At 72.8% G+C, this 19,657-nt stretch carries 20 protein-coding genes and 1 pseudogene; 10 read left to right on the top strand and 11 right to left on the bottom strand.

The genetic code is table 11. The annotated features are described in order from the left end of the window. Window positions 1–97 precede the first annotated feature (97 nt). From AC0B61_RS23335 to AC0B61_RS23315, 5 genes and pseudogenes are all read right to left on the bottom strand, one after another. Window positions 98–556 carry an SHOCT domain-containing protein gene (locus AC0B61_RS23335; RefSeq protein ID WP_471742776.1) on the bottom strand — a complete coding sequence of 153 codons (459 nt, stop codon included), beginning with the start codon at window positions 554–556 and terminating at the stop codon, window positions 98–100. A 119-nt stretch (window positions 557–675) separates the two neighbouring features. Next, the gene (locus tag AC0B61_RS23330) at window positions 676–1,260 is read right to left on the bottom strand and encodes an NUDIX hydrolase (protein ID WP_471742661.1); all 585 of its coding nucleotides are present in this window, start codon (window positions 1,258–1,260) and stop codon (window positions 676–678) included. Further along, on the bottom strand, window positions 1,257–2,417 hold the full coding sequence (locus tag AC0B61_RS23325) for a type III polyketide synthase (protein WP_471742660.1): 1,161 nt from the start codon (window positions 2,415–2,417) through the stop codon (window positions 1,257–1,259). The genes AC0B61_RS23330 and AC0B61_RS23325 overlap by 4 nt, the downstream gene beginning before the upstream one ends. Window positions 2,418–2,510: 93 nt before the next feature. Next, window positions 2,511–3,716 carry a cytochrome P450 gene (locus AC0B61_RS23320; protein ID WP_471742659.1) on the bottom strand — a complete coding sequence of 402 codons (1,206 nt, stop codon included), beginning with the start codon at window positions 3,714–3,716 and terminating at the stop codon, window positions 2,511–2,513. Window positions 3,717–3,937: 221 nt separating this feature from the next. Continuing rightward, window positions 3,938–4,132 (bottom strand): annotated as a pseudogene (locus AC0B61_RS23315) (response regulator transcription factor); the annotation flags it as partial. Window positions 4,133–4,416: 284 nt separating this feature from the next. Between AC0B61_RS23315 and hemC the strand changes: the two are divergent. Together hemC and AC0B61_RS23305 are read left to right on the top strand one after the other, a co-directional pair. Further along, window positions 4,417–5,352 carry a hydroxymethylbilane synthase gene (gene hemC, locus AC0B61_RS23310; RefSeq protein WP_471742658.1) on the top strand — a complete coding sequence of 312 codons (936 nt, stop codon included), beginning with the start codon at window positions 4,417–4,419 and terminating at the stop codon, window positions 5,350–5,352. Window positions 5,353–5,472: 120 nt separating this feature from the next. Then, entirely contained in the window at window positions 5,473–6,012 is a 540-nt protein-coding gene (locus AC0B61_RS23305) for a hypothetical protein (RefSeq protein WP_471742657.1), read from the top strand. A 76-nt stretch (window positions 6,013–6,088) separates the two neighbouring features. On the opposite strand, the gene AC0B61_RS23300 is transcribed toward AC0B61_RS23305, so the two are convergent. After that, window positions 6,089–6,607 carry a helix-turn-helix domain-containing protein gene (locus AC0B61_RS23300; RefSeq protein WP_471742656.1) on the bottom strand — a complete coding sequence of 173 codons (519 nt, stop codon included), beginning with the start codon at window positions 6,605–6,607 and terminating at the stop codon, window positions 6,089–6,091. A 60-nt stretch (window positions 6,608–6,667) separates the two neighbouring features. Between AC0B61_RS23300 and def the strand changes: the two genes are divergently transcribed. From def to AC0B61_RS23285, 3 genes are all read left to right on the top strand, one after another. After that, on the top strand, window positions 6,668–7,270 hold the full coding sequence (def, locus tag AC0B61_RS23295; RefSeq protein WP_471742655.1) for a peptide deformylase: 603 nt from the start codon (window positions 6,668–6,670) through the stop codon (window positions 7,268–7,270). Then, window positions 7,267–7,917 carry a class I SAM-dependent methyltransferase gene (locus AC0B61_RS23290; protein WP_471742654.1) on the top strand — a complete coding sequence of 217 codons (651 nt, stop codon included), beginning with the start codon at window positions 7,267–7,269 and terminating at the stop codon, window positions 7,915–7,917. Before def ends, AC0B61_RS23290 begins: the two co-directional genes overlap by 4 nt. A gap of 182 nt (window positions 7,918–8,099) precedes the next feature. Beyond that, window positions 8,100–8,435, top strand: coding sequence for a hypothetical protein (locus tag AC0B61_RS23285; protein WP_471742653.1), 336 nt, complete (start codon window positions 8,100–8,102; stop codon window positions 8,433–8,435). Between the two features lie 40 nt (window positions 8,436–8,475). Here the strand turns inward: AC0B61_RS23285 and AC0B61_RS23280 are convergent, their stop codons facing one another. Both AC0B61_RS23280 and AC0B61_RS23275 read right to left on the bottom strand, forming a co-directional pair. After that, complete coding sequence (locus tag AC0B61_RS23280) at window positions 8,476–8,772, bottom strand: TetR-like C-terminal domain-containing protein (protein ID WP_471742775.1); 297 nt, start codon at window positions 8,770–8,772, stop codon at window positions 8,476–8,478. Window positions 8,773–8,838: 66 nt separating this feature from the next. Then, window positions 8,839–10,368 carry a carbohydrate binding domain-containing protein gene (locus tag AC0B61_RS23275; RefSeq protein ID WP_471742652.1) on the bottom strand — a complete coding sequence of 510 codons (1,530 nt, stop codon included), beginning with the start codon at window positions 10,366–10,368 and terminating at the stop codon, window positions 8,839–8,841. Between the two features lie 285 nt (window positions 10,369–10,653). Here AC0B61_RS23275 and AC0B61_RS23270 point away from each other — a divergent pair, with 285 nt between their 5' ends. Together AC0B61_RS23270 and AC0B61_RS23265 are read left to right on the top strand one after the other, a co-directional pair. After that, the gene (locus AC0B61_RS23270; protein ID WP_471742651.1) at window positions 10,654–11,310 is read left to right on the top strand and encodes a GDSL-type esterase/lipase family protein; all 657 of its coding nucleotides are present in this window, start codon (window positions 10,654–10,656) and stop codon (window positions 11,308–11,310) included. 47 nt (window positions 11,311–11,357) lie between these two features. Then, on the top strand, window positions 11,358–12,311 hold the full coding sequence (locus AC0B61_RS23265) for an aldo/keto reductase (protein ID WP_471742650.1): 954 nt from the start codon (window positions 11,358–11,360) through the stop codon (window positions 12,309–12,311). On the opposite strand, the gene AC0B61_RS23260 is transcribed toward AC0B61_RS23265, so the two are convergent. Next, a complete protein-coding gene (locus AC0B61_RS23260) occupies window positions 12,308–12,985 on the bottom strand; it encodes a GNAT family N-acetyltransferase (RefSeq protein WP_471742649.1) in 678 nt (225 codons plus the stop codon). The two genes, AC0B61_RS23265 and AC0B61_RS23260, sit on opposite strands and share 4 nt — an antisense overlap. A gap of 82 nt (window positions 12,986–13,067) precedes the next feature. Continuing rightward, entirely contained in the window at window positions 13,068–13,751 is a 684-nt protein-coding gene (locus AC0B61_RS23255) for a nitroreductase family protein (protein WP_471742648.1), read from the bottom strand. A 71-nt stretch (window positions 13,752–13,822) separates the two neighbouring features. On the opposite strand from AC0B61_RS23255, the gene AC0B61_RS23250 reads away from it, so the two are divergent. Beyond that, entirely contained in the window at window positions 13,823–14,149 is a 327-nt protein-coding gene (locus AC0B61_RS23250) for an HAD family hydrolase (protein ID WP_471742647.1), read from the top strand. A gap of 358 nt (window positions 14,150–14,507) precedes the next feature. Here the strand turns inward: AC0B61_RS23250 and AC0B61_RS23245 are convergent, their stop codons facing one another. Next, entirely contained in the window at window positions 14,508–15,698 is a 1,191-nt protein-coding gene (locus AC0B61_RS23245) for a hypothetical protein (RefSeq protein WP_471742646.1), read from the bottom strand. A 974-nt stretch (window positions 15,699–16,672) separates the two neighbouring features. Here AC0B61_RS23245 and AC0B61_RS23240 point away from each other — a divergent pair. Together AC0B61_RS23240 and AC0B61_RS23235 are read left to right on the top strand one after the other, a co-directional pair. Continuing rightward, window positions 16,673–18,019, top strand: coding sequence for a DUF2252 domain-containing protein (locus AC0B61_RS23240; protein WP_471742645.1), 1,347 nt, complete (start codon window positions 16,673–16,675; stop codon window positions 18,017–18,019). A gap of 17 nt (window positions 18,020–18,036) precedes the next feature. Continuing rightward, the gene (locus AC0B61_RS23235) at window positions 18,037–19,653 is read left to right on the top strand and encodes an MFS transporter (protein ID WP_471742644.1); all 1,617 of its coding nucleotides are present in this window, start codon (window positions 18,037–18,039) and stop codon (window positions 19,651–19,653) included. The last annotated feature ends 4 nt before the right edge of the window (window positions 19,654–19,657 follow it).

The raw sequence follows: 19,657 nt of genomic DNA, 5'->3' as shown, positions 1-19,657 counted from the left end.
CGCCGCGGGCCGGGAGGCCGGTCCCCAGCGGGGAACGGCCGGGGCCGGTGGGCGTGTGGCACGCCCACCGGCCCCGGCCGTCGTGCCGTGGGCTCGGTCAGACCAGGAGTTTGTTCTTGGCCTTCTGGTACTCCTCCTCGGAGATGGCGCCCCGCTCCCTGAGGTCCGCCAGTCTCGCCAGGTCGTCCACATGGCTGCCGCCGGCGGCTCCGCTCGTCGCGCCGGCCGTCGCGCCGGTCGCGGCACCGGCCGTCGCGCCGGTCGTGGCCCCGTCCGTGGCGGCGTCCCGGATGTAGGCCTTGAACGCGGCCTCGGTCCGTTCGGCCTGGGCGACGTCGCGCCGGCCCATCGACTGCCCGCGGGCGATCAGGTACGCGAGGACGCCGATCAGCGGCAGGATGATCACCAGGACCAGCCAGCCGGCCTTGCCCCAGCCGCTGAGGTCGTGGCTGCGGAAGATGTCCGTGATGATCTTGAACAGCAGGAAGAACCAGAGCACCCAGAGGAACAGCTCCAGCATCGTCCAGAAGATGTTGAGCAGCGGGTAGTCCGTCACGGCCAAGAGGTAGGTGTCCATGGCCGAGTCATATCATCACAAAACGGACATGACTGTTCGATGTTCCGCCGTTCCAGTGATCTTCCGCAGACTGGGAATTCCTCGACCGGGCGGTGACCTCAGCCCAGATCGGCCCTGCGCCGGAGCTCCACGGCCAGCCCGACCAGCTCGCTCCACCACGCGTCGTGCCCGGTCAGCAGCAGCCGCTGCGCCTCGGCGGCCGGGACGGCACGGACCTCGACCACCTGCTCGCCGTCCGCCGGGTTGGTCGGAGAGGAGTCCAGCACGACCTCGCCCCAGCCCCACAGCCAGGCCTTCTGCGGATGCGGCTGCCACGGCCGGTACGGCACCGGGTCGTCGGTGCGGCAGCGGTGCGCGCCCAGCCAGTCCGGCGCGCCGAGCAGCCGGGCGCCCGCCTCCTCCCGCAGCTCCCGCTCCAGGCAGGCGGCGACGCTCTCGTCCCGCTCCCGGGTGCCGCCGGGCAGGAACCAGTGGTCCCGGTCGTCCCGGCACAGCACCACGTCGCCGTCCGCGAACCCGACCAGGTGGATGTTGGTGACCAGGTCGTCCGGCGGCAGCTCGGTGGAGAACTGCGCGTCGTACCGCCCCCAGCTCCAGTACTGCGGCGCGTGCAGCGCCGGGAACAGGGCGGCGAGTTCGGCGGCTCTGGCGGCGACGGCGGTGCGGTCCGTGGTGTCGGTCATTCGGTGATCGTAGTGCCGGCCGGAAGGCGGCGCGGGGTGGTCGGCTGGGCGAGCGCGACGTCGGAGGTGGCCATGGCGCGCGGGCGGCGCGGGCACGGCGGATCGCTCGGCACACCGACCCAACTCCCCAGTGACACCTCGGCGGTGATGCCAGGTCCGAAGCCGGCGATCAGTCCGGTGGTGCCCTCGGGGACGCCGCCGTCGGCGAACAGTCGGGCGAGCGCGTCGAACACGACGGCGCTGGCGATGTTGCCGCGCTCGGTGAGCGTCGCCCGGCTGTAGCGGAAGGTGGCCGGCTCCAGGTTGAGGAGGCGGCACAGGTCGTCCAGGATGCGCGGACCGCCGGCGTGCACGATGTAGAAGCCGAGCCCGGAGATGTCCCAGCCGTGCTCGCCGGCCAGGCCGCGCAGCGCGGGCGCGAGCATCTCCATCGTGCCGGGCACCCGTTTGTCCAGCTGGAAGTGGAAGCCGGTGTCCCGCACCCCGTAGGAGATCCAGTTCTCGGTGTGGGGGACGAGGTGCGAGCCGTTGCGTTCGATCTGCACGCCGTGCCCGCCGTGCCCGCGCATCACCACGGCGGCCACCGCGTCCCCGAACAGGCCGTTGGAGAGCAGTGAGCCGACCTCGAGGTCGGTGGGCTGGTAGCAGAGCGAGCAGAACTCGCAGGCGACGATCAGCACGTTGGCGCCCGGGTAGGCGCGGCAGAAGTCGTGCGCGCGGTTGACGGCGGCGCCGCCGGCCGCGCAGCCGAGCTGGGCGATCGGCACCTGGCGGGTGTCGGAGCGGAAGCCCATGGTGTTGATCAGCCAGGCGGTCATCGACGGCATCATGAAGCCGGTGCACGAGACGTAGACCATGAGGTCGATGTCCCGGGCGGACAACTCGGCGTGGGCGAGGGCGCGTTCGACCACCTCGGGGACGCGGAGCTTGGCCTCGCGCTCGTACACCTCGTTGCGGACGGTGAAGCCCGGGTGGGTGAGGGTCCGCTCGATCGGCTGGACCAGGTGCCGGGTCCGGACCCCGGTGTTCTCGATCAACCGCAGGGCCAGGCCGAGTTGGGGATGGCCGGCGTGCAGGGTGCGGGCCAGGTCGAGGGTTTCGTCGAGCGTGATGACGTGCTCGGGCACGGCGATGGCGGGGCGGCAGAGTGTGGCCATGTGGGTCTTCCCTGGGGGCCCGTGGCGGGCCGGTGGCGGCGTGGAACGGTGCGGTGGCGGTGGCGGTGGCGGTGGCGGCGGGTGCGGAGGCGGCTACCAGGCCACCGGCAGGGCGCGCGGGAAGCGCCAGATCGAACCGGAGTTCCAGTCGAGGTCGGCGGGTTCGACGGCCAGTCGCAGCCCGGGGAAGCGCCGCAGCAGGGTGCCGATGGCGACCTGCAGCTCCATCCGGGCCAGGTGCGAACCGAGGCAGTGGTGCTGGCCGTACCCGAAGGCCATGTGGGTGGGCGCGCCGCGGTCGAGGTCCAGCTCGTCGGGGCGCTCGTACACCGCGGGATCGCGGTTGGCGGTCAGGTACGAGACGTGCACGGCCTCGCCGGCCCGGATCAGCGTGCCGCCCAGCTCGACGTCCTCGGTGGCGACCCGGGCGATGCCGACGCCCTGGCGGAACGGGATGAAGCGCAGCAGCTCCTCCAGGGCGCGCGGCAGCATCTCCGGCTGGGCGCGCAGCTTGGCGAGCTGCTCGGGGTGGGTGAGCAGGGTGTAGGTGATGTTGCCGAGCTGGTAGGTGCTGGTGTCGTGCCCGGTGACCAGCAGGACCATCGCCATGACGGTCAACTCGTCGGCGTCCAGCAGTTCGTCGCCGTCGCGGGCGGTGGCGAGGGCACTGATCAGGTCCTCGCCGGGGTCGGCGCGGCGGACGGCGGTCAGCTCGGTGAAGTACGCGCGCAGGACGGCCTTGGCGGCCTCCTGGCCCGTCCGGCTGCCCGGGCCCATCCGCATCATCGCGACGGCGTGGCCGCGCAGTTCGTCGCGGTCGGCCTCGGGGATCGCCAGGAGTTCGCAGATGGTGGTGAGCGGGAGCCGGCCGGCCAGGAAGTGCATCAGGTCGGCGGGGGCGCCGTGCTCGGCCATCTCGTCGAAGTAGCCGTCGACCGTCCGCTGGGTGGCCGGGCGCATCCGTTCGACCTGGCGGTTGGTGAAGCCCTGGGCGACCAGCCGGCGCAGCCGGTTGTGGGCGGGCGGGTCCATCAGGTTGATCGCCTCGGCCTGGGCGATCGGGGCGGGCGTCATCCGCGGCAGGTCGCGGCCGATGCCCGCGGCGCGACTGAACCGGCGGTCGGTGGTGACCACTTTGACGTCCTCGTAGCGGGTGGCCAGCCAGGCCTCGCCCTCGCCGTGCGGCAGCCGGATCCTGGCGATCGGGGCCTCGGTGAGCAGCCGCCGGAGGAGGGGGTCGAACTCCAGGCCGTCGGTGTGGTGGAAGGGGCAGTCCCACACGGGGGCGGTGGTGGTCACGGGCCTGTCCAATTGTCTTCGTCATGCCGGGGGATGGCGCGCCCGGGGTGGTTCTCCGTTCGGGCGCGGACATGCAGATATTCCCCCATGACCTGGCAAAAAGGGGGATTCGACGGCGAGTTAGCTCTAACGAGTGAGCCGGATGATTGTCGTGCGAATTGCCCCTGGGATTCGGGCCGTTGGCGGGTGAGGAACGGGTGAGGAAGCGGCCGACGTGGCGGTCAGTCGCCGCCGCCCGGCGCGACCAGCCCGGTCTCGTAGGCGAGGACCACCGCCTGCGCCCGGTCGCGCAGGTTCAACTTGGCGAAGATCCGGGCCACGTGCGTCTTCACCGTCGACTCGCTGAGGGTGAGCTCGCGCGCCAACTCGGTGTTGGACAGCCCACGTCCGAGCAGGGCGAGCACCTCCGCCTCGCGACGTCTGGAGCGTCCCGCTGCTGGCCGCCGTCGCCCTGGCGGGCGTCGTGATCGCCGTCCTCGGCGCCCTCTTCCCGGCCCGCTCGGCGGCCCGGCTGCCGATCGCGGAGGTGCTGCACAACGAGTGACCGCGGCGCGGTGGACGGGTCGGCGGCGGGGCGACGGGGCGGTGGGGCGACGGGGCGGTGGGGCGGTGGAAGAGGCGGCGGGACGGATGCGGCGGCTGTGCGCCACGGGCCTGAGGTACCGTCAACGGCGGGTGTTCGACGGCCTATCATCGCGCCATGTCCACCGCTGAGCTGATCCGCATCGTCTCCCGCTCCTCGCCCATGGCGCTCGCCCAGGTCGAGCGGGTCCGCGCCGAACTCGCCGCCCTGCACCCGGACCTGCGCACCGAGGTGGTACCCGTCACCACCTCCGGCGACCGCTGGACGGGAGACCTCGCCCACCTCGGCGGCAAAGGCGCGTTCACCAAGGAGGTCGACGCCGCACTGCTCGCCGGGGACGCCGACGTCGCCGTGCACTGCCTCAAGGACGTGCCCGCCGACCGCCCGCTGCCCGCCGGGACCGTCTTCGCCGCCTACCTGCGCCGCGACGACATCCGCGACGCCCTCGTCCACCCCGGCGGCCTGACCCTCGCCCAACTCCCGCCCGGCACCCGGATCGGCACTTCCTCCGTCCGCCGCACCGCCCAACTCGCCTCCTCCCACCCGCACCTGGAGTGCGTCCCGATCCGCGGAAACGCCAACAGCCGGCTCGCCAAGCTGGCAGCCGGGACCGTGGACGCGCTCCTGCTCGCCGTCTCCGGCCTGGAACGGATCGGCGAGCAGGCGCGGATCACCGAAGTCCTCGGCACCGAGGCGATGTGCCCGCCCATCGGCGCCGGGATCCTCGTCCTGCAGTGCCGCGAGGACGACACCGCGACCATCGGAGCCGTCACCGGGCTCGGCCACCACGACACGTGGCGAGAGGCGGCCGCCGAGCGCATGTTCCTGCACGTGCTGCAGGGCCACTGCAACAGCCCCATCGCCGGCTACGCCAAGGCCGAACCGGACGGCCGCCTCTCCCTGCGCGGCCGGGTCTTCACCCCCGACGGCAAGCAGGTGCTGGACGCCCACGAGTGGGCGGGCGCGCTCGACCCGGAGGACCTGGGGACCTCGGTGGCCCTGGCGCTCAAGCGGCAGGGGGCGCAGGAGCTGATCTCCTCGATCCCGCACTGATCCGGTCCCGCACTGACCGGCCGGGGGCCGCATCCTCGGCGTCCTCGGCGTCCTCGGCGTCCTCGCGGATTCCCGCCGCCGGCGGAGAACCGGGCGGGCGTCCGGGGCGTCCGTTGAGGCGTGATCAGTGCGGTGCTCGGCGGGATGCCGATGTTCTGGCCCGGGCTGCTGCTCTCGCTGGTGCCCGCGGCTCTGCTGAACCGGCCGGTGGGGCGGCTGCTGCGGGCCCACTGGGCGGTGGGCTTCGTCCTGCTGCTCGGACTCGGCGGGGTCGTCGTGGCGACGCTGCTGCCGGAGGCGTTGCGGCTCTCGGAGGACGCCGTCCGGCACTGCACCGTCGAGGGCGGGCGGCCCCGGTCGCCGTACGAACTGCTGCACGTGCGGCACATCGAGCTCAAGCTGGCGACCTACGCCCCGGTGGGCTTCGCGGCCGCGCTCGCCGGCACCCGGCGGCGGGCGGCGGTGGCGCTGCTCGCGGCGGCGGCCCTGCCGTTCACGGTGTCGGCCGTGCACTACGCGCTGCCGGTGATCGGGCGGGCCTGCGACGTGCAGGACGTCTGGGACGGGGCGCAGGGCATCGTCCTGGGGGCGGCGGTGGGCCTGTCGGCCGGACCGGCGGCGCGGGCGCTGCGGGCCCGGGTCCGAGCCCGGGTGGCCTGATCAACCGTCCCTGGCCGTCGGCATTCCTGGCCTTCGCCGCCGGCTGCCGCCTACCGCCGGCACCCGGCGGCGGGCGTCACCGGTCGAGCAGCGGGAAGAGCCGGGTGACCGCCGCGACCGGGCGGGCCCTGGCGGGCCGGGCGGCCGGATCGGCCTCGCGGCCGCGGTACCGGGCGAGCACCTGCCGGACGGCCTCGCCGACGGCGGCCAGTTCCTCGGGCGTGAGGTAGACGACCTCGCTGAACGCCTCGTCCCGCCGCCAGTCCGCCGGGGCCTCGCCGCGCCGGGCCAGCCAGTGCTGGTAGCTCTCGTCCTCCAGCCCTCGGGCCAGCTCGCCGAACCCGTCTGCGGCGACGGGGAGTTGCGTCCGTGGCAGCCGCCACGGCCGGGCCCGCCCGTCGGTGGCCGGGGCTTCCTCGATCAGCCCGTGGCGGGCCAGCTGTCGCAGGTGGAAGGAGCACAGGCCCGAGCTGAGGCCGAGCCGGGCGGCGGCCTCCGTGGACGTGACGGTGCCGTGCTCGGTGAGCAGTTCCAGCAGCGCGGTGCGGACGGCGTGCTCGGGGAGGGAGCCGGATCTGACGAGGTGTTCGGTCACTTTGCAAAGTCTGCTACTTTGCAAAGTCGACGGCAAGCCCACCCCCTCGAAGGAGCGCCCGTGTCCGACCTGCGCGAACCCCCGACCGTCCTGCGGATCACCGAGGTGGGGGAGGAGATCCTGCGCCGCACCTGCCGCACGGCGACCGACGAGGACTTCGGCGGCGAGCGCCTGGCCCGGCTCATCGACGACATGTTCGTCACCATGGCCGTCGCCGACGGCTGCGGCCTCGCCGCCAACCAAGTTGACGTGGACCTGCGCCTGTTCGTCTACGACTGCCTCGACGACGACGGCGGCCGGCACACCGGCCACCTGCTCAACCCGGTGGTCGAGGAACAGGAGCCCGGCCGCCCGCTGATCGAGGACACCGAAGGCTGCCTCTCCGTACCCGGCGCGAACACCCGGCTCGCCCGCCCCGCCCGTACCGTGGTGCGCGGCGTCGACCAGCACGGCAACCCCGTCACCGTCGAGGGCACCGGCTACTTCGCCCGCTGCCTCCAGCACGAGACCGACCACCTGAACGGCGGGCTGTACCTCGACCGGCTCTCCGCCCGCGACCGCCGGCGGATGATGAAGCAGACCGCCGACCGGCGGGAGAAGGTGTTCGCCGAGCGCGCCGCCAACGCCGCCAAGGCAGTCAAGGCCGCCGAGGCCGCACGGTGACCGAACCCGCCCACCTCGCCGCCGTCCGCGAGTCGTACGACGCCGTCGCCGCCGACTACGTCCGCCTCGTCGTCCCGCCGGAGGCCATGGACCCGCCGTCCCGGGCGATGCTCGCCGCCTTCGCCGAGCTGGTACGGGAATCGGGCGGTGGCGACGTCGCCGACCTCGGCTGCGGGCCGGGGCGGGTGACGGCGTACCTGGACGGCCTGGGACTGTCGGCCTTCGGCGTGGACGTGTCGGGCGAGATGGTCGCGCTCGCCCGCGGGGCCTACCCCCGACTGCGCTTCCTGCACGGCTCGATGGCCGCCATGGACCTCCCCGACGGCGCCCTCGGCGGCATCCTCGCCTGGTACTCCGTCCACCACACGCCGCCCGGGCAACTGCCCGCACTGTTCGCCGAGTTCCACCGCCTCCTCGCGCCCGGCGGCCACCTCCTCCTCGGCGGACACGCGGGCGACGCCCGGCTGCACCCCACCCAGGGGTACGGCCACCCGGTGTCGTACGCCTCGTACCTGGTCCCGGCGGCCCGCCTCGCCGAGTTGCTGGACGCAGCCGGCTTCACCGTCACGACGCGGCTGGAGCAGCCGCATCCGCGGCACGAGGACCGCTCGTACGTCTGCCTGCTGGCCGAGACCCGTAAAAGCTGAATCCGTCGGAATTCTGGCGGGTGCGGCCGACCGCGAGCCCGTGAACCGGAAGAAAAATGGAAAGTCGGCCGGGCGCACTTCTTGCCCGGTTCCCCAGTGCATGTCACTCACAGTTGCAGGTTGCGGCATTCGGAACGCCTGCGCACCATGAAAGTAGGGGGAGTTCACGAGAGGAGTTCATCATGGCTCGCTCGCTCCGCATCCTTTACCGCGGCCAACAGGGAACAATTCGAAAGAATTGGAACTGGGATGGCGTTATCAACCTGGACTCCGCGGTGGTCGTCACCGCGGCACAATTCGCGCCCGAGTTCGGCGGACTCGGTGGCGGACCCAAAACCCTCGGGCGTCCCCTTCTCGGCGACGCAAATGTCTACGTGACGAACATCGGCCCGCACGGGCTGGCCGGCGTGGAGGCCGGCGGTGTCGAGTTCCTGCTCCATGTCGACTGGGGAGACCCGCTGGACGTGGTGGTGACCATTTCGGTGCTGGAGGACATCGAGGTCTTCGAGCAGGGTTAGAGCAGGGCAGAACGAGAGGCTGGCGATCCGTCAGCTCGCCCTAGTCGGCCCCGTTTCCCGTGATCAGGGTGTCGGCGAGCCGTTCCGCCGTGGCCGGGTCCAGCGGGCCGTGTCCGAGCAGGAAGCGGTACCAGAAGACGCCGTAGACCTGGTCCACGATCAGGTCCAGGTCGGCGTCCCCGGCCAGTTCGCCGCGTTCGCGCCCCCGGGAGAGGAGTTCGCGCAGGGCGGTGCGGCGGCCGGCGGTGAAGGTCTGCATGAGTTCGGCGAGGACCGTCATGTCCGCTCCCTCGTGCCGTACAGGTGGGACGGAGAGTAGTCGACGGTCCGATGCGATGAGATGCCAATTTCGTCGGGGTGCCGGCGGCCTTCGGGCTCACCGGCACCCCGGGAACGCCGTGGCTCAGCCCGCGTACCGGGCGAAGAGCTTCGCGAACTCGTACGGCTGCTGCGGGATGTTGGTGCACTTGGAGAGTGAGCCGCCGGTGCAGGCGTTGGCGTCGCGGGTGGCGTCCCAGAAGGCGAGCAGGCCGAGGTGGTTCTGCGTGGCGAAGGTCACCAGCTGCCGGGCCGCGGCCTGGTCGTAGACCTGGTGGTCGTCGTTCTCGCCGATCATCGGGGTGACGCCGACCATGGCCCACAGCCGGGCGTCGGTCTTCGCCGGGTAGAGCGCCTTGAGCTGGCCGAACAGCGACTGGGCGGCCTGGACGGCGGCGTTGCCGTAGTCCGTCCCGCTGCGGTAGTAGTCCATCGCCATGACGTTGACCAGGTCGGTGGCGACCCCGGCGTCGCGGGCGGACTTGACGATCGCGACGCCCTCGGCGGTCAGGCCCTCGGGCAGCACGGGCAGGGTGAAGGAGACCCTGAGGCCGGGGTGGGCCTGCTGCAGCCTGGCGAGCGCGGCGGAGCGGCGGTCGTTGGCGGCGGTGTCGGCGATGGCCGCGCCCTCGACGTCGAAGTCGACGTAGCGCAGGTCGTAGGCCTTCACCACAGCGTCGTACTCGGCGAACAGCGAGTCCACCGAGGTGCAGGCGGCGGCGAGTTCGGTGCCGCTGGCGCCGCCGAAGGAGACCTTGACGTCGCCGCCGGCCGCGCGCAGCGCGTCGACCTGGTCCTTGGCCCAACCGGTGCGCGGGTCGTAGGCGTTGAACCAGCTGGCCTTGCAGCCGACGCCGGTGACGAAGCCCATGGTGTAGCCCTTGAGGTTCCCGGCCTTGGCCATGTCGGGCATCGACGGGGTGGGCCAGGCGCCCATGTCGATGTACGGGGCGACGGGGAGGGCGACGTTCGGCGGCGGGGTGCTCGGGCTGCCGGTGGGCGTCGCGGTAGGCGTACCGGTTGGCGTCGCGGTCGGTGTGCCGGAAGTCGGCGGCGGGATGGTCGGGTTGCCGCCGCCGGGGCCGGTCAGCGTGATGTCGTCGGCGAGGTAGCCGCCCTGTCCGTACCAGCCGTGCACGTACACGGTGACGCTCGTGGTGGCCGGGCCGGTGGTGAAACTGGTGGACAACTGCTGCCAGGTGGCGCCGCCGGGCGTCCAGGCGGCCGGGTCGGTGACGCCGCTGCCGGTCACGCCGAGGTAGACGTACTGGCCCTGGACCCAGCCGCTCAGGCTGTACGTGGTGCCGGGCTGGACGCTGACGGTCTGGCCGCACTGCGCGGTGTCGCTCGCGCTCACCGCTCCCTTGAGGGCGTACGTCCCGCTGTGCGCACCGGAGTTGACGATGCTGCCGGTGCCGTCGGAACAGCTCCAGGGGCTGAGTGCGCCGCTCTCCAGGCCGCCGTTGGCGAGCAGGTTGCCGTCGGCGGCCCCGGCGTTGCCGGCGAGGACGGCCAGGCCGCCCGCGGCCAGCGCGGTGGCGGTGGCGAGGCTCAGCAGAGTGGTGCGGCCGGTGGGGCGGTGGTGCGTGGGGGCGTGCTGGGGCGCGCTGGGCATGGGGGTGCCTCTCGGGACGTGGAGGCCGCCCGCGCCGCGAGGGGGCACGCGGGGTGGGCGGCGGCCTGGGGTGGTCCGGTGGGGGAGCGCGGTGCTGAGCATCAAACTGGACTAGACCAGCTGTGCACGTCAAGCACTTCCCGGCACCGGAGACCTCACCGGGGACAGGTTTTAGAGAGGGTTAAGGCGGCGCCGCGGCCCACCATCGAGGGGTTACGGCCGGGCCGCCGGGCCCGGTGGTGAAATCGGAAGCGCGCGCCCCGCCTGCGCCCCTACGGTGGGCCGATGACCAGACACGTCACCTTCGACGGCCCCCGGATCTGCTTCCTCGGCGACTCCTTCGTCCAGGGCTTCGGCGACCCGGAGTTCCGCGGCTGGGCCGGCCGGGTGCTGCAGGCCGCCGCACCGGACGCCACCGCCTTCAACCTCGGCGTCCGGCGCGACACCTCGGCGCAGGCGCTGCACCGCTCCTGGCCCGAGATCGGCGCGCGGACCGTGCCCGGCGCGGACAACCGGCTGGTGCTCTCCGTCGGCGCCAACGACGCGGTGGAGGAGGCCGGCGCACCGCGCGTCGCGCACGAGGACACCCTGGCCAATCTCGCCGCCCTGCTCGACGGCGCCCGCGAACGCGGCCTCGGCGTGCTGGTGGTCGGCCCGCCGCCGGTGGTCGGCGGGGGAGCGGCGCACCTGGCACGGTTGCGCAGGCTCGCCCCCGCGACGGCCGCGCTCTGCGCCGCGTCCGGCGTCGCGTTCGTGGACGTCACCGAGGCGCTGGCCGCCGATCCGGTCTGGGTGGCCGAGGCCGTGGCGGGGGACGGCGCACACCCGGGCGCCGGCGGGTACGCGGCGCTCGCCGCGCTGGTCCTGGACGGCGGCTTCCGGGACTGGATCCGGCCGGACGGACCGGACTTGACCTCGAGTGCACTCCAAGAGGGATGCTGAACGCGTTGATCACGCACCACCCCGGAAACCACGATGGGAGCACCGTCATGCGCAAGGCCTCGTTCGGTACCAACGGCCCGGAGCTCGGCGTCATCGGCCTCGGCTGCATGGGCATGACCTGGGCCTACGACATGGGCGGGCGGGACGACGCCAACTCCGTCCAGGTGATCCGCCAGGCGCTCGACCTCGGCGTCGGCCTGATCGACACCGCCGACATGTACGGCCCGTACACCAACGAGGAGGTCGTCGGCGCCGCGCTGGCCGGCCCGTACCGGGAACGCGCCTTCCTGGCCACCAAGGTGGGCATCGTCCCCGGCGGCGGGGGCCAGCAGGAGCGCGACGGCCGCCCCGAGCACGTGCGGCGCTCGATCGACGAGAGCCTGCGCCGCCTGGGCACCGACCACGTCGACCTCTACCAGCTGCACCGGGTCGACCCGGACGTGCCGATCGAGGAGACCTGGGGCGCGTTCGCCGAACTCGTCGCGGCGGGCAAGGTCCGGCACATCGGCCTCTCCGAGGTGACCGTCGAGGAGATCAAGCGGGCGCAGTCGGTGCACCCGGTGGCCTCCGTCCAGAACGAGCTGTCCCTGTGGACCCGGGACGCGCTGGCCGAGGTCCTGCCCTACACCGAGGACCAGGGCATCGCCCTCCTGCCGTTCTCGCCGCTCGGCCGGGGCTTCCTGACCGGCAGCATCTCCTCCTTCGACGAGCTGCCCGCCGACGACTTCCGCCGCCGCCTGCCGCGCTTCCAGCAGGACGCGCTCAAGGCGAACCTGGCGCTGGTCGCGAAGGTCCGGGAGGTGGCCGAGCGGATCGGCGCCACGGCCGCGCAGGTGGCACTGGCCTGGGTGCTGGCGCAGGGCCGGTACGTCTTCCCGATCCCGGGCACCAGGACGCCGCGCTACCTGGCGGACAACGTGGGGGCGGCCGAGGTCGAGCTCTCGGCGGCCGACCTCGCCGAACTGGACGCGCTGCCGGTGCCGACGGGCGGTCGCTACTAGCCCGACCCCGCGTCCCAGGCCCGGGCGGTCCCGCTGGCGGATCCCCGGTCGGCCGAGGGCCGTTCCTTGACCCACACCAGCTGCCGTCCGGTCTCGGCCGGTGCCCGGACGGCGGCCTCGGTGATCCGGTCCAGCCGGTAGCCGAGCCTGCGCGGGACGGCCGCGCTGGCGGCGTTCGCCCGGTCGCAGCGGATCTCCACCCGGGTGATCCCGGGCAGTGCCAGCGCGGCCTCGGTCAGCGCACCGGTGGCGGTGGTGGCGATGCCGCGGCCGACGTGTCCGGCGGCGACCCAGTAGCCGAGCTCCAGCGCGCCCGGGCCGATCCGCCCGTGCAGGCCGAAGGCGCCGATCACGCCGCCAGGTTCGGCGTCCAGGCCGGCCAGGTACATGAAGTCGGTGCCGGCCTCCCAGGCGGCGGAGCCGGCCCGGGTCAGCTGGGCGGTCTGCGCCCGGGTGGGGGCCTCGGAGGCCCACTCCAGCCAGGGCCGCAGGTGGTCCAGGTTGGCGCGGACGGCCCGGTTCAGCGCCGCCGTGTCGGTGCTGCCCCGGCGGCGCAGCCGGAGGCCGCCGGGCAGCCGCAGCAGTTCGGGCGGCCGCCCGGGGGTCACCTCGACCGCCGTCCGCGCCCCGCGGGCCGGGGCCGGGCCGCAGGAGCGTGGCTGTGCTTGGCTCATGGCGGCGATTATGTCCGCGGCCCGGACCCGTCACCATCCGGGCCCCTCCGACGGCGGGCGCGTCCGGTCTCCCACCGGAGCGTCAGAGCCGGACCATCACCTCGTCGAGCTCCTTGCGCCGCAGATCCGGCACGCGCGCCCCCTCGGCCGGGTAGCCGACCGGGATCACGTACGCCGCGCGCTCCTCCGGCGGGCGGTCGCACACCTCGTTGAGGAACCTCATCGGGCTCGGCGTGTGGGTGAGCGTGGCCAGTCCGGCCTGGTGCAGCGAGGCCAGCAGCAGCCCGACCGCGATCCCCACCGACTCCTTGGTGTAGTAGGGGCGCGGCGAGCCGGGCCCCTTGTGCACCTCGAACACGACGATCACGGCGGGCGCGTCCTCCAGGAAGGGCTTGCGCCAGTCGGTGCCGATCGGCGCCAGCGCGGCCAGCCACTCCTGGGACGCCCGGTGGCCGTAGAACTCGCGCTCCTCGGCCTCCGCCGCCTCGCGCAGCCGCCGCTTGCGCTCCGGGTCGGTGATCACCACGAACCGCCAGGGCTGGACGTGCGCGCCGCTGGGCGCGGTGCTCGCGGTCCGCACCGCCCAGTCGAGCACCCCGTCCGGGATCGGGCGGGTGGAGTAGTCGCGGACGGTCCGGCGCTGGGCCATCACGTCGTGGAAGGACCTGCTGCGGGCCTCGGCCTCGTGGGCGGGCACCGTCATGGGGGTGAGCGGGACGGTCGGGTGGGACGTCCCCGCCACGGCGCTGTCTGCACTGTCAACCATGGCGGACAGCACAGCACATGACGGCCCCTCCGGGAAGAGGTCGAGACCAATTCCGGAGGGGCCGGTGTGGCATGCTCGACGACGTGGACGAGCGGTACCCGCTGATCGCCGACCTGGCCGTCCAGCACCTCGGCCCGTCGGGGGAAGACCTGCTGCGCTTGCTGGTCCGCCACCAGGACCAGCGCTTCGAGGAACTCCTGAACTCCCGGGGCGCACCGCCGCGCACCGGCGCCGTCCAGTTGCTGTGCGCCTTGCGTACCGCCGGTATCCGTACGGCGGCGGTCTCCACCAGCCGACGCGGCACGCTCCTGCTTCACCGTGCCGGGCTGGACGACCTGGTGGACGTCTGTCTGGACGCCGGGGACGCGGGTCACTCCGGGCTCGTCGGACCCGCCTGACCCGGGCCTGTACGAGCTGGCGCTGAGACTGCTGCAGACCGCAGCGGCGCGCTCTGTGTTGCTGGCAGCCACGCCGGTGGGCACGGCGGCCGGTGTCCGGGCCGGATTCGGCCGAACAGCTGCGATCTCCTTCGATGACGAAAGGTCGTCGGCTCCGTGGCCGGCCGGGGAGGCCCTCGTCCGCGGACCGGGCGCTGTCGAGGTCGCCGTGTAGCGGCTGGGTCATCAGCTGGGCTCAGCGCACGAGAACACGGCTCACCCGATCGCGGGACGACCGCTGTCCAGCCGAATTGTGGTCCGAGAGCGCCACGGCGCAGACCCCGTGGAGGAGCACACTGAGGCCCCCGTCTGCCCGATGTCACTCACCGGAGCGGTTGCGGGTGACGACCCGTCCGGAGGCGGCGAGCAGTGCCAGGACGGCGAGCACCACGAGGAGCACCAGGACGAGCAGCAGCACGGTCAGCACGGTCGGGTGGTTCCACAGGGCGAACAACAGGGCCAGGATCAGCACCACCGCGAGGACGATCCGGCGGCGGTGGGAGTCGGTCCAGGTGCCGGCCCTTCCGGTGTGCACCCCGTGCGCGTCGCCCCAGTGGGCGGCGGAGTCCGCCGCGCGGTCCGCCCGGCCGCGGACGGCGCGCGGCAGTCGTCCCGCGCCGGAGAGGTAGGCGCCGAGCGCCACCACGACGCAGAGGACGATCGCGGTGCGCAGGCTGATCCGCAGGAAGTGCAACAGCGTGTCGAAGACCGCCGCGGCGGCGGCCGGGGACTGCACGGCGGGAGTCAGGTGGTCGAGGTGGTAGCGGCGGGCGGTCACCAGGACGATGGCCACCAGCAGGCAGGCGCCGGCCGCGCCGAGGGCCGTGGACACCAGGGCCCGGCGCTTGCGCCGCGCCAGTAGGACGCCGATCGCGCCGAGCAGTACGGTCAGGACGGGCATCCAGTTGCCGACCACGTCGAGTGCGTGCGCGGCCCCGCGGATCTTCGCCAGCTTGTCGGACTGGAACAGCACCAGCTGCTTGTTCACGTCCGGGATCTTCTCGGCCGGGGAGAGTCCCTTGGCCACCAGCTCGTCCTTCAGCCGGTCGACGGCCGTCCCGACGTCGAGGGTGACGGTGCCGTCGCTGACCTCGACCGCGCCCCGGCCGTGCCCGGTGAGGGCCTGGACGACAGCCGCGTGCGCGGAGCGGTTGGCCTGCGTCCACACGGTGTCAAAGGTGGCGCTGTGCACGATCTCGGTCGCCGCCCTGGTGACCACCTGGTCCACCGCGTCATCGATTTTGGGCCCGAGCGCCTTGACCGCCGAGGCGGCCCTCGGTGGCAGTCCCTGCGATTGCAGCCAGGCGGCGAGGTCGGAGGCGACCGCCGGGCCGTCCACCCGCGCGTCCGCCGCGTGCGCGATCCGGCTGACCGCGGCGTCCTGGATCGCCGGATTCGTCGCCAGAGGCGCCATTGTGGCGACGTACCTGTCGGTGTCCAGCGCGATGTCGTGCACCCAGACGGTGAGCAGCGAGACCGGCACCAGAACGCAGGTCAACGTGATCAGCACGGCCGAGACGGTGCTCCCGACGATCCGACCCGCCTGGGAGCGGCGCTTGGCCCCGGAGGGCGGGCCGCCGCCCGGCGCATCGCCCCTTCCCGGTGGGGACGGAGGCCCTGGCGGCTCGTTCATCGGGACTCCCAGCACTTCGCGCGGCCGTGGCGCCACCGACCACCATTGCCCCGTAGAGCTCGGTGACCGGCATCCTGAGGTGAGCCGTCCGGGCTAGGTACGGCGGCGAGCCGACCGGGTCCGGGAAGACATTGACCACCGCGCCGGAGCGCCCATGAGAGGCGGAGCCCCACGGCCGTTTGCGCCGAACAGCGGTCCGTACGTGATGCCCTACGCCGGTTCGTCGCCCACTCTTGGACGGACGCGATCCGGATTGCTCACACCCGTGACGAGCCGCAGCGGCGGCCGGGTGCCGGCACCCGGCCGGGAGGGAGAGCGGAGTGACCGGCGGCGTTCTGCGAACGTCGTAAGGGAGGGATCGTCCCCATCGCACTCAGCAGAGGAGGTGAGACGCATGCCCGGCGTCCACCACCAGGTATCACGTCCCGTCATCGCGCCCGGGCCCGGTGATGGGACGCGTCGGCTGGATCGTGCTCGGATCCTCGGTACTCGTCGTTGCCACGGTCAGGCACGCGCTGTCAGGCCTCGTCGCGATCGCCAAGGACACGACGCGCCCTGCTCCGCAGTACGCACCCGGGCCGGACCGGCCCGCGCCCGCGGCCGGTCTCAGCATCGACGAAAGGGACGGATGGATCCTCCTCAGTGCCCTGTTCATCCTGACCGGCGCGACCGCCCACGGCCTCGCGCGCGCGTCATCGAGAGCGCCAGGCAGGCCACGTACCCGCGGCAGCAGCAGGTACGGGCATGACCGCAGCGCCGGGAGCACGTGGCTGGTGACCCGGCCTGCTGCTCGCACACTCGAACGGCCGCCTGAGACGGCCGCCTGATCCGGGCGCGGTGACACTGGCCAGGTGGAACCGACGACCTCCGACTCGATCGCCGCAGGGAAGCAGGCCCGTCAACGCGTGCCGCGCTCGGCCCACGGGCGCTGGGCCCCGGCACCGGGCCGGTCCGACCCCGTTGCCATCCTCGAACAGCAGGCCGTCTCCCGCGTTCCGGAGCTGCTGCCGATCCGGTACGGCCGGATGGCGGCCTCCCACTTCTCCTTTCTGCGCGGCGCGCCCGCGATCATGGCCGCGGACCTCGCCGCCGCCCCGAACACCGGCCTGGCGGTCCAGCTCTGCGGGGACGCGCACCTGTCCAACTTCGGTCTCTTCGCCTCGCCCGAGCGAGCCCTGGTGTTCGATCTCAACGACTTCGACGAGGCCCTGCCGGGCCCCTTCGAGTGGGACGTCAAACGGCTGGCCGCCAGTGTCGCCGTCGCCGCGTACGAGAACCGGGAGTCCGACACGTCCGCGCGGACCGTGGCGCTGGCCTCCGCCCGGGCGTACCGGCTGGCCATGCGACGGCTCGCCGGTCTCGGGGAACTCGACGTCTGGTACGAACGGGTGGACACCGCCGACCTGCTGCCGCTGATCCAGAAGCCGAAGCATCGCGCGCGCGTCGAGGCCACGCTGCGGAAGGCCCGCGGGCGCACCAGCCTGCAGGCCCTGGCCAAGCTCACCGAGCACGGTCCGGACGGCGAACCCCGCATCATCCGCGATCCGCCGCTGCTGGAACCGGCGGACCCGCAGGACCTGCCCGGCCTCCAGCAGGTCCTCCGGGACTACCGCGACACCCTGCCGGAGGAGCGCGCAGCGCTGCTCGACCGTTTCGAGTTGGTCGACGCCGCCCGCAAGGTGGTCGGCGTGGGCAGCGTGGGCACCCGCTGCTACATCGGCCTGTTCCGTGGGCGCAACACCGGCGAGCCGCTCTTCCTCCAGGTGAAGGAGGCGGAGCGGTCGGTGCTGGAACCGCATCTCGCACCCAGCCGCCACCGGCACCAGGGTCAACGGGTGGTCGCCGGGCAGCGCAGGCTCCAGGCCGTCGGCGACATCTTCCTGGGCTGGGCCACCGGCCCGGCGGGTCGCGACTTCTACTGGCGGCAACTGCGCGACATGAAGGGCTCCGCCGTCATCGAGGGCATGCCGCGGCCCCTGCTGGAGCGGTACGCCGACCTGTGCGGCCGCACCCTCGCCGGCGGGCACGCCCGCTCCGGGGACCGCGTCGCGATCGCCGCGTACCTCGGCTCCGGTGACGTCTTCGACCGCGCCGTCGCCGACTTCGCCATGGCGTACGCCGAACGGACCCGTGGCGACCACGCCGCGCTCACCACCGCGATCAGCGACGGCCGGATCGACGCCCGAGCCGGCGTGTGAACCCTCCTGGAGGTCCGGTGAATCGGTGGAAAGTGCTGTGCATCCTCGGGATGGCACAGTTCCTCATGGTGCTGGACGCCTCGGTGATGAACGTGTCGATCAGCCAGCTGGTCATCGACTTCGACACCGAGGTGACGGCGATCCAGGCCGTCATCACCCTCTACACGCTGGTCATGGCCGCCTTCATGATCACCGGCGGGAAGCTCGGCGACATGTTCGGGCGCCGCCGTGTGTTCGCCGTCGGACTCGTCGTCTACGGGGTGGGCTCCACCCTCACCGCCGTCGCCCCCACACTGGGAGTGCTGGCGCTCGGCTGGTCCGTCATCGAGGGTCTCGGGGCCGCCCTGGTCCTCCCGGCCCTCGCCGCCCTGGTGGCGGGCACCTACCAGGGCCGGGACCGCGCGATCGCCTACGGAGTCATCGGCGGTCTCGCCGGCGCGGGGATCGCCGTGGGCCCGCTGCTCGGAGGGTGGGTGACCACGTACCTGACCTGGCGCCTGGTGTTCGCCGGCGAGGCCGTGCTCGTGGTGGTCATCCTCGCGCTGATGCGCTGGATCCCCCCGCAGCCGGCGCCCGAGCACCGCCCACGGCTCGACCTGGGCGGTGTGGTGCTGTCGGTCGCCGGGCTGGCCCTCGTGGTATTGGCCGTCCTGCAGAGCAGTTCCTGGGGGTGGCTGCATCCGCGCAACCCCCCGTTCACGGTGTTCGGGTTCGCACCCACGGTCTTCGTCATCGCGCTCGGCCTCGCCCTCCTCTACCTCTTCCGCCTCTGGGAGGCACGCCGGGCAGATCCACTGGTGCGGTTCGGTCTGTTCGGCATCCCGAGTCTGCGCTCCGGTCTGCTCATGCTGTTCAGCCAGAACATGATCCTGCTGGGTCTGTTCTTCGCCATTCCGCTCTACCTTCAGGTGGTGCAGGGCCTGGACGCCTTCCAAACCGGGCTGCGGCTACTGCCTGTGTCGATCACCATGCTCGTGGCGGCGATGAGCGGTCCTGTGCTGGGCAGGTTCGCGTCCCCGCGGACGGTGGTCCGGATCGGCCTGCTGGTGCTGCTCGCCGCGACCCTGTGGCTGCTCGGCACCATCGAGCCCGCCCTCAACGACCTGTCCTTCGCCCTGGCGATGGCGCTGCTCGGGCTCGGCATGGGCCTGTTCGCCTCCCAGCTGGGCAACGTCGTGCAGTCGAGTGTCGGTGAATCCGAACGCAGCGAGGTCGGCGGGCTGCAGTACACCGCCCAGAACCTCGGCTCGTCGCTCGGCACGGCGCTGATCGGCGCCATCCTGATCGGGGCCCTGGCGGGCGCTTTCACCGCCGCGTTGGCGAAGGACCCGGCGGTCTCGGACGCGGTCCGCCAGCAGGCCGGGATCCAGGTCGAGGCAGGGCTCAACTTCGTGCCGGCCGACCAGGCCGCAGCCGCCCTCGCCGCCACCCCGATCCCGCCGCAGGAGGCGGACGCGGTGGTCACGGCGTACCGGACCGCCCAGCTCAACGGTCTGAAGGTGGCCATTCTGGCCGCCGCCGGAATCACCTTGGCGGGCTTTCCCTTCACCCGCCGCCTGCCCGCCACCCGGACTGGCGAGAGCGGCGGTCCGGCGGCCACCTCACTCGGCAAACGCCCCGGAGAGGTGCCGTGAGTCC

Source organism: Kitasatospora sp. NPDC023385, assembly GCF_055664045.1.
This window is presented reverse-complemented; position numbering and strand designations above follow the sequence as displayed.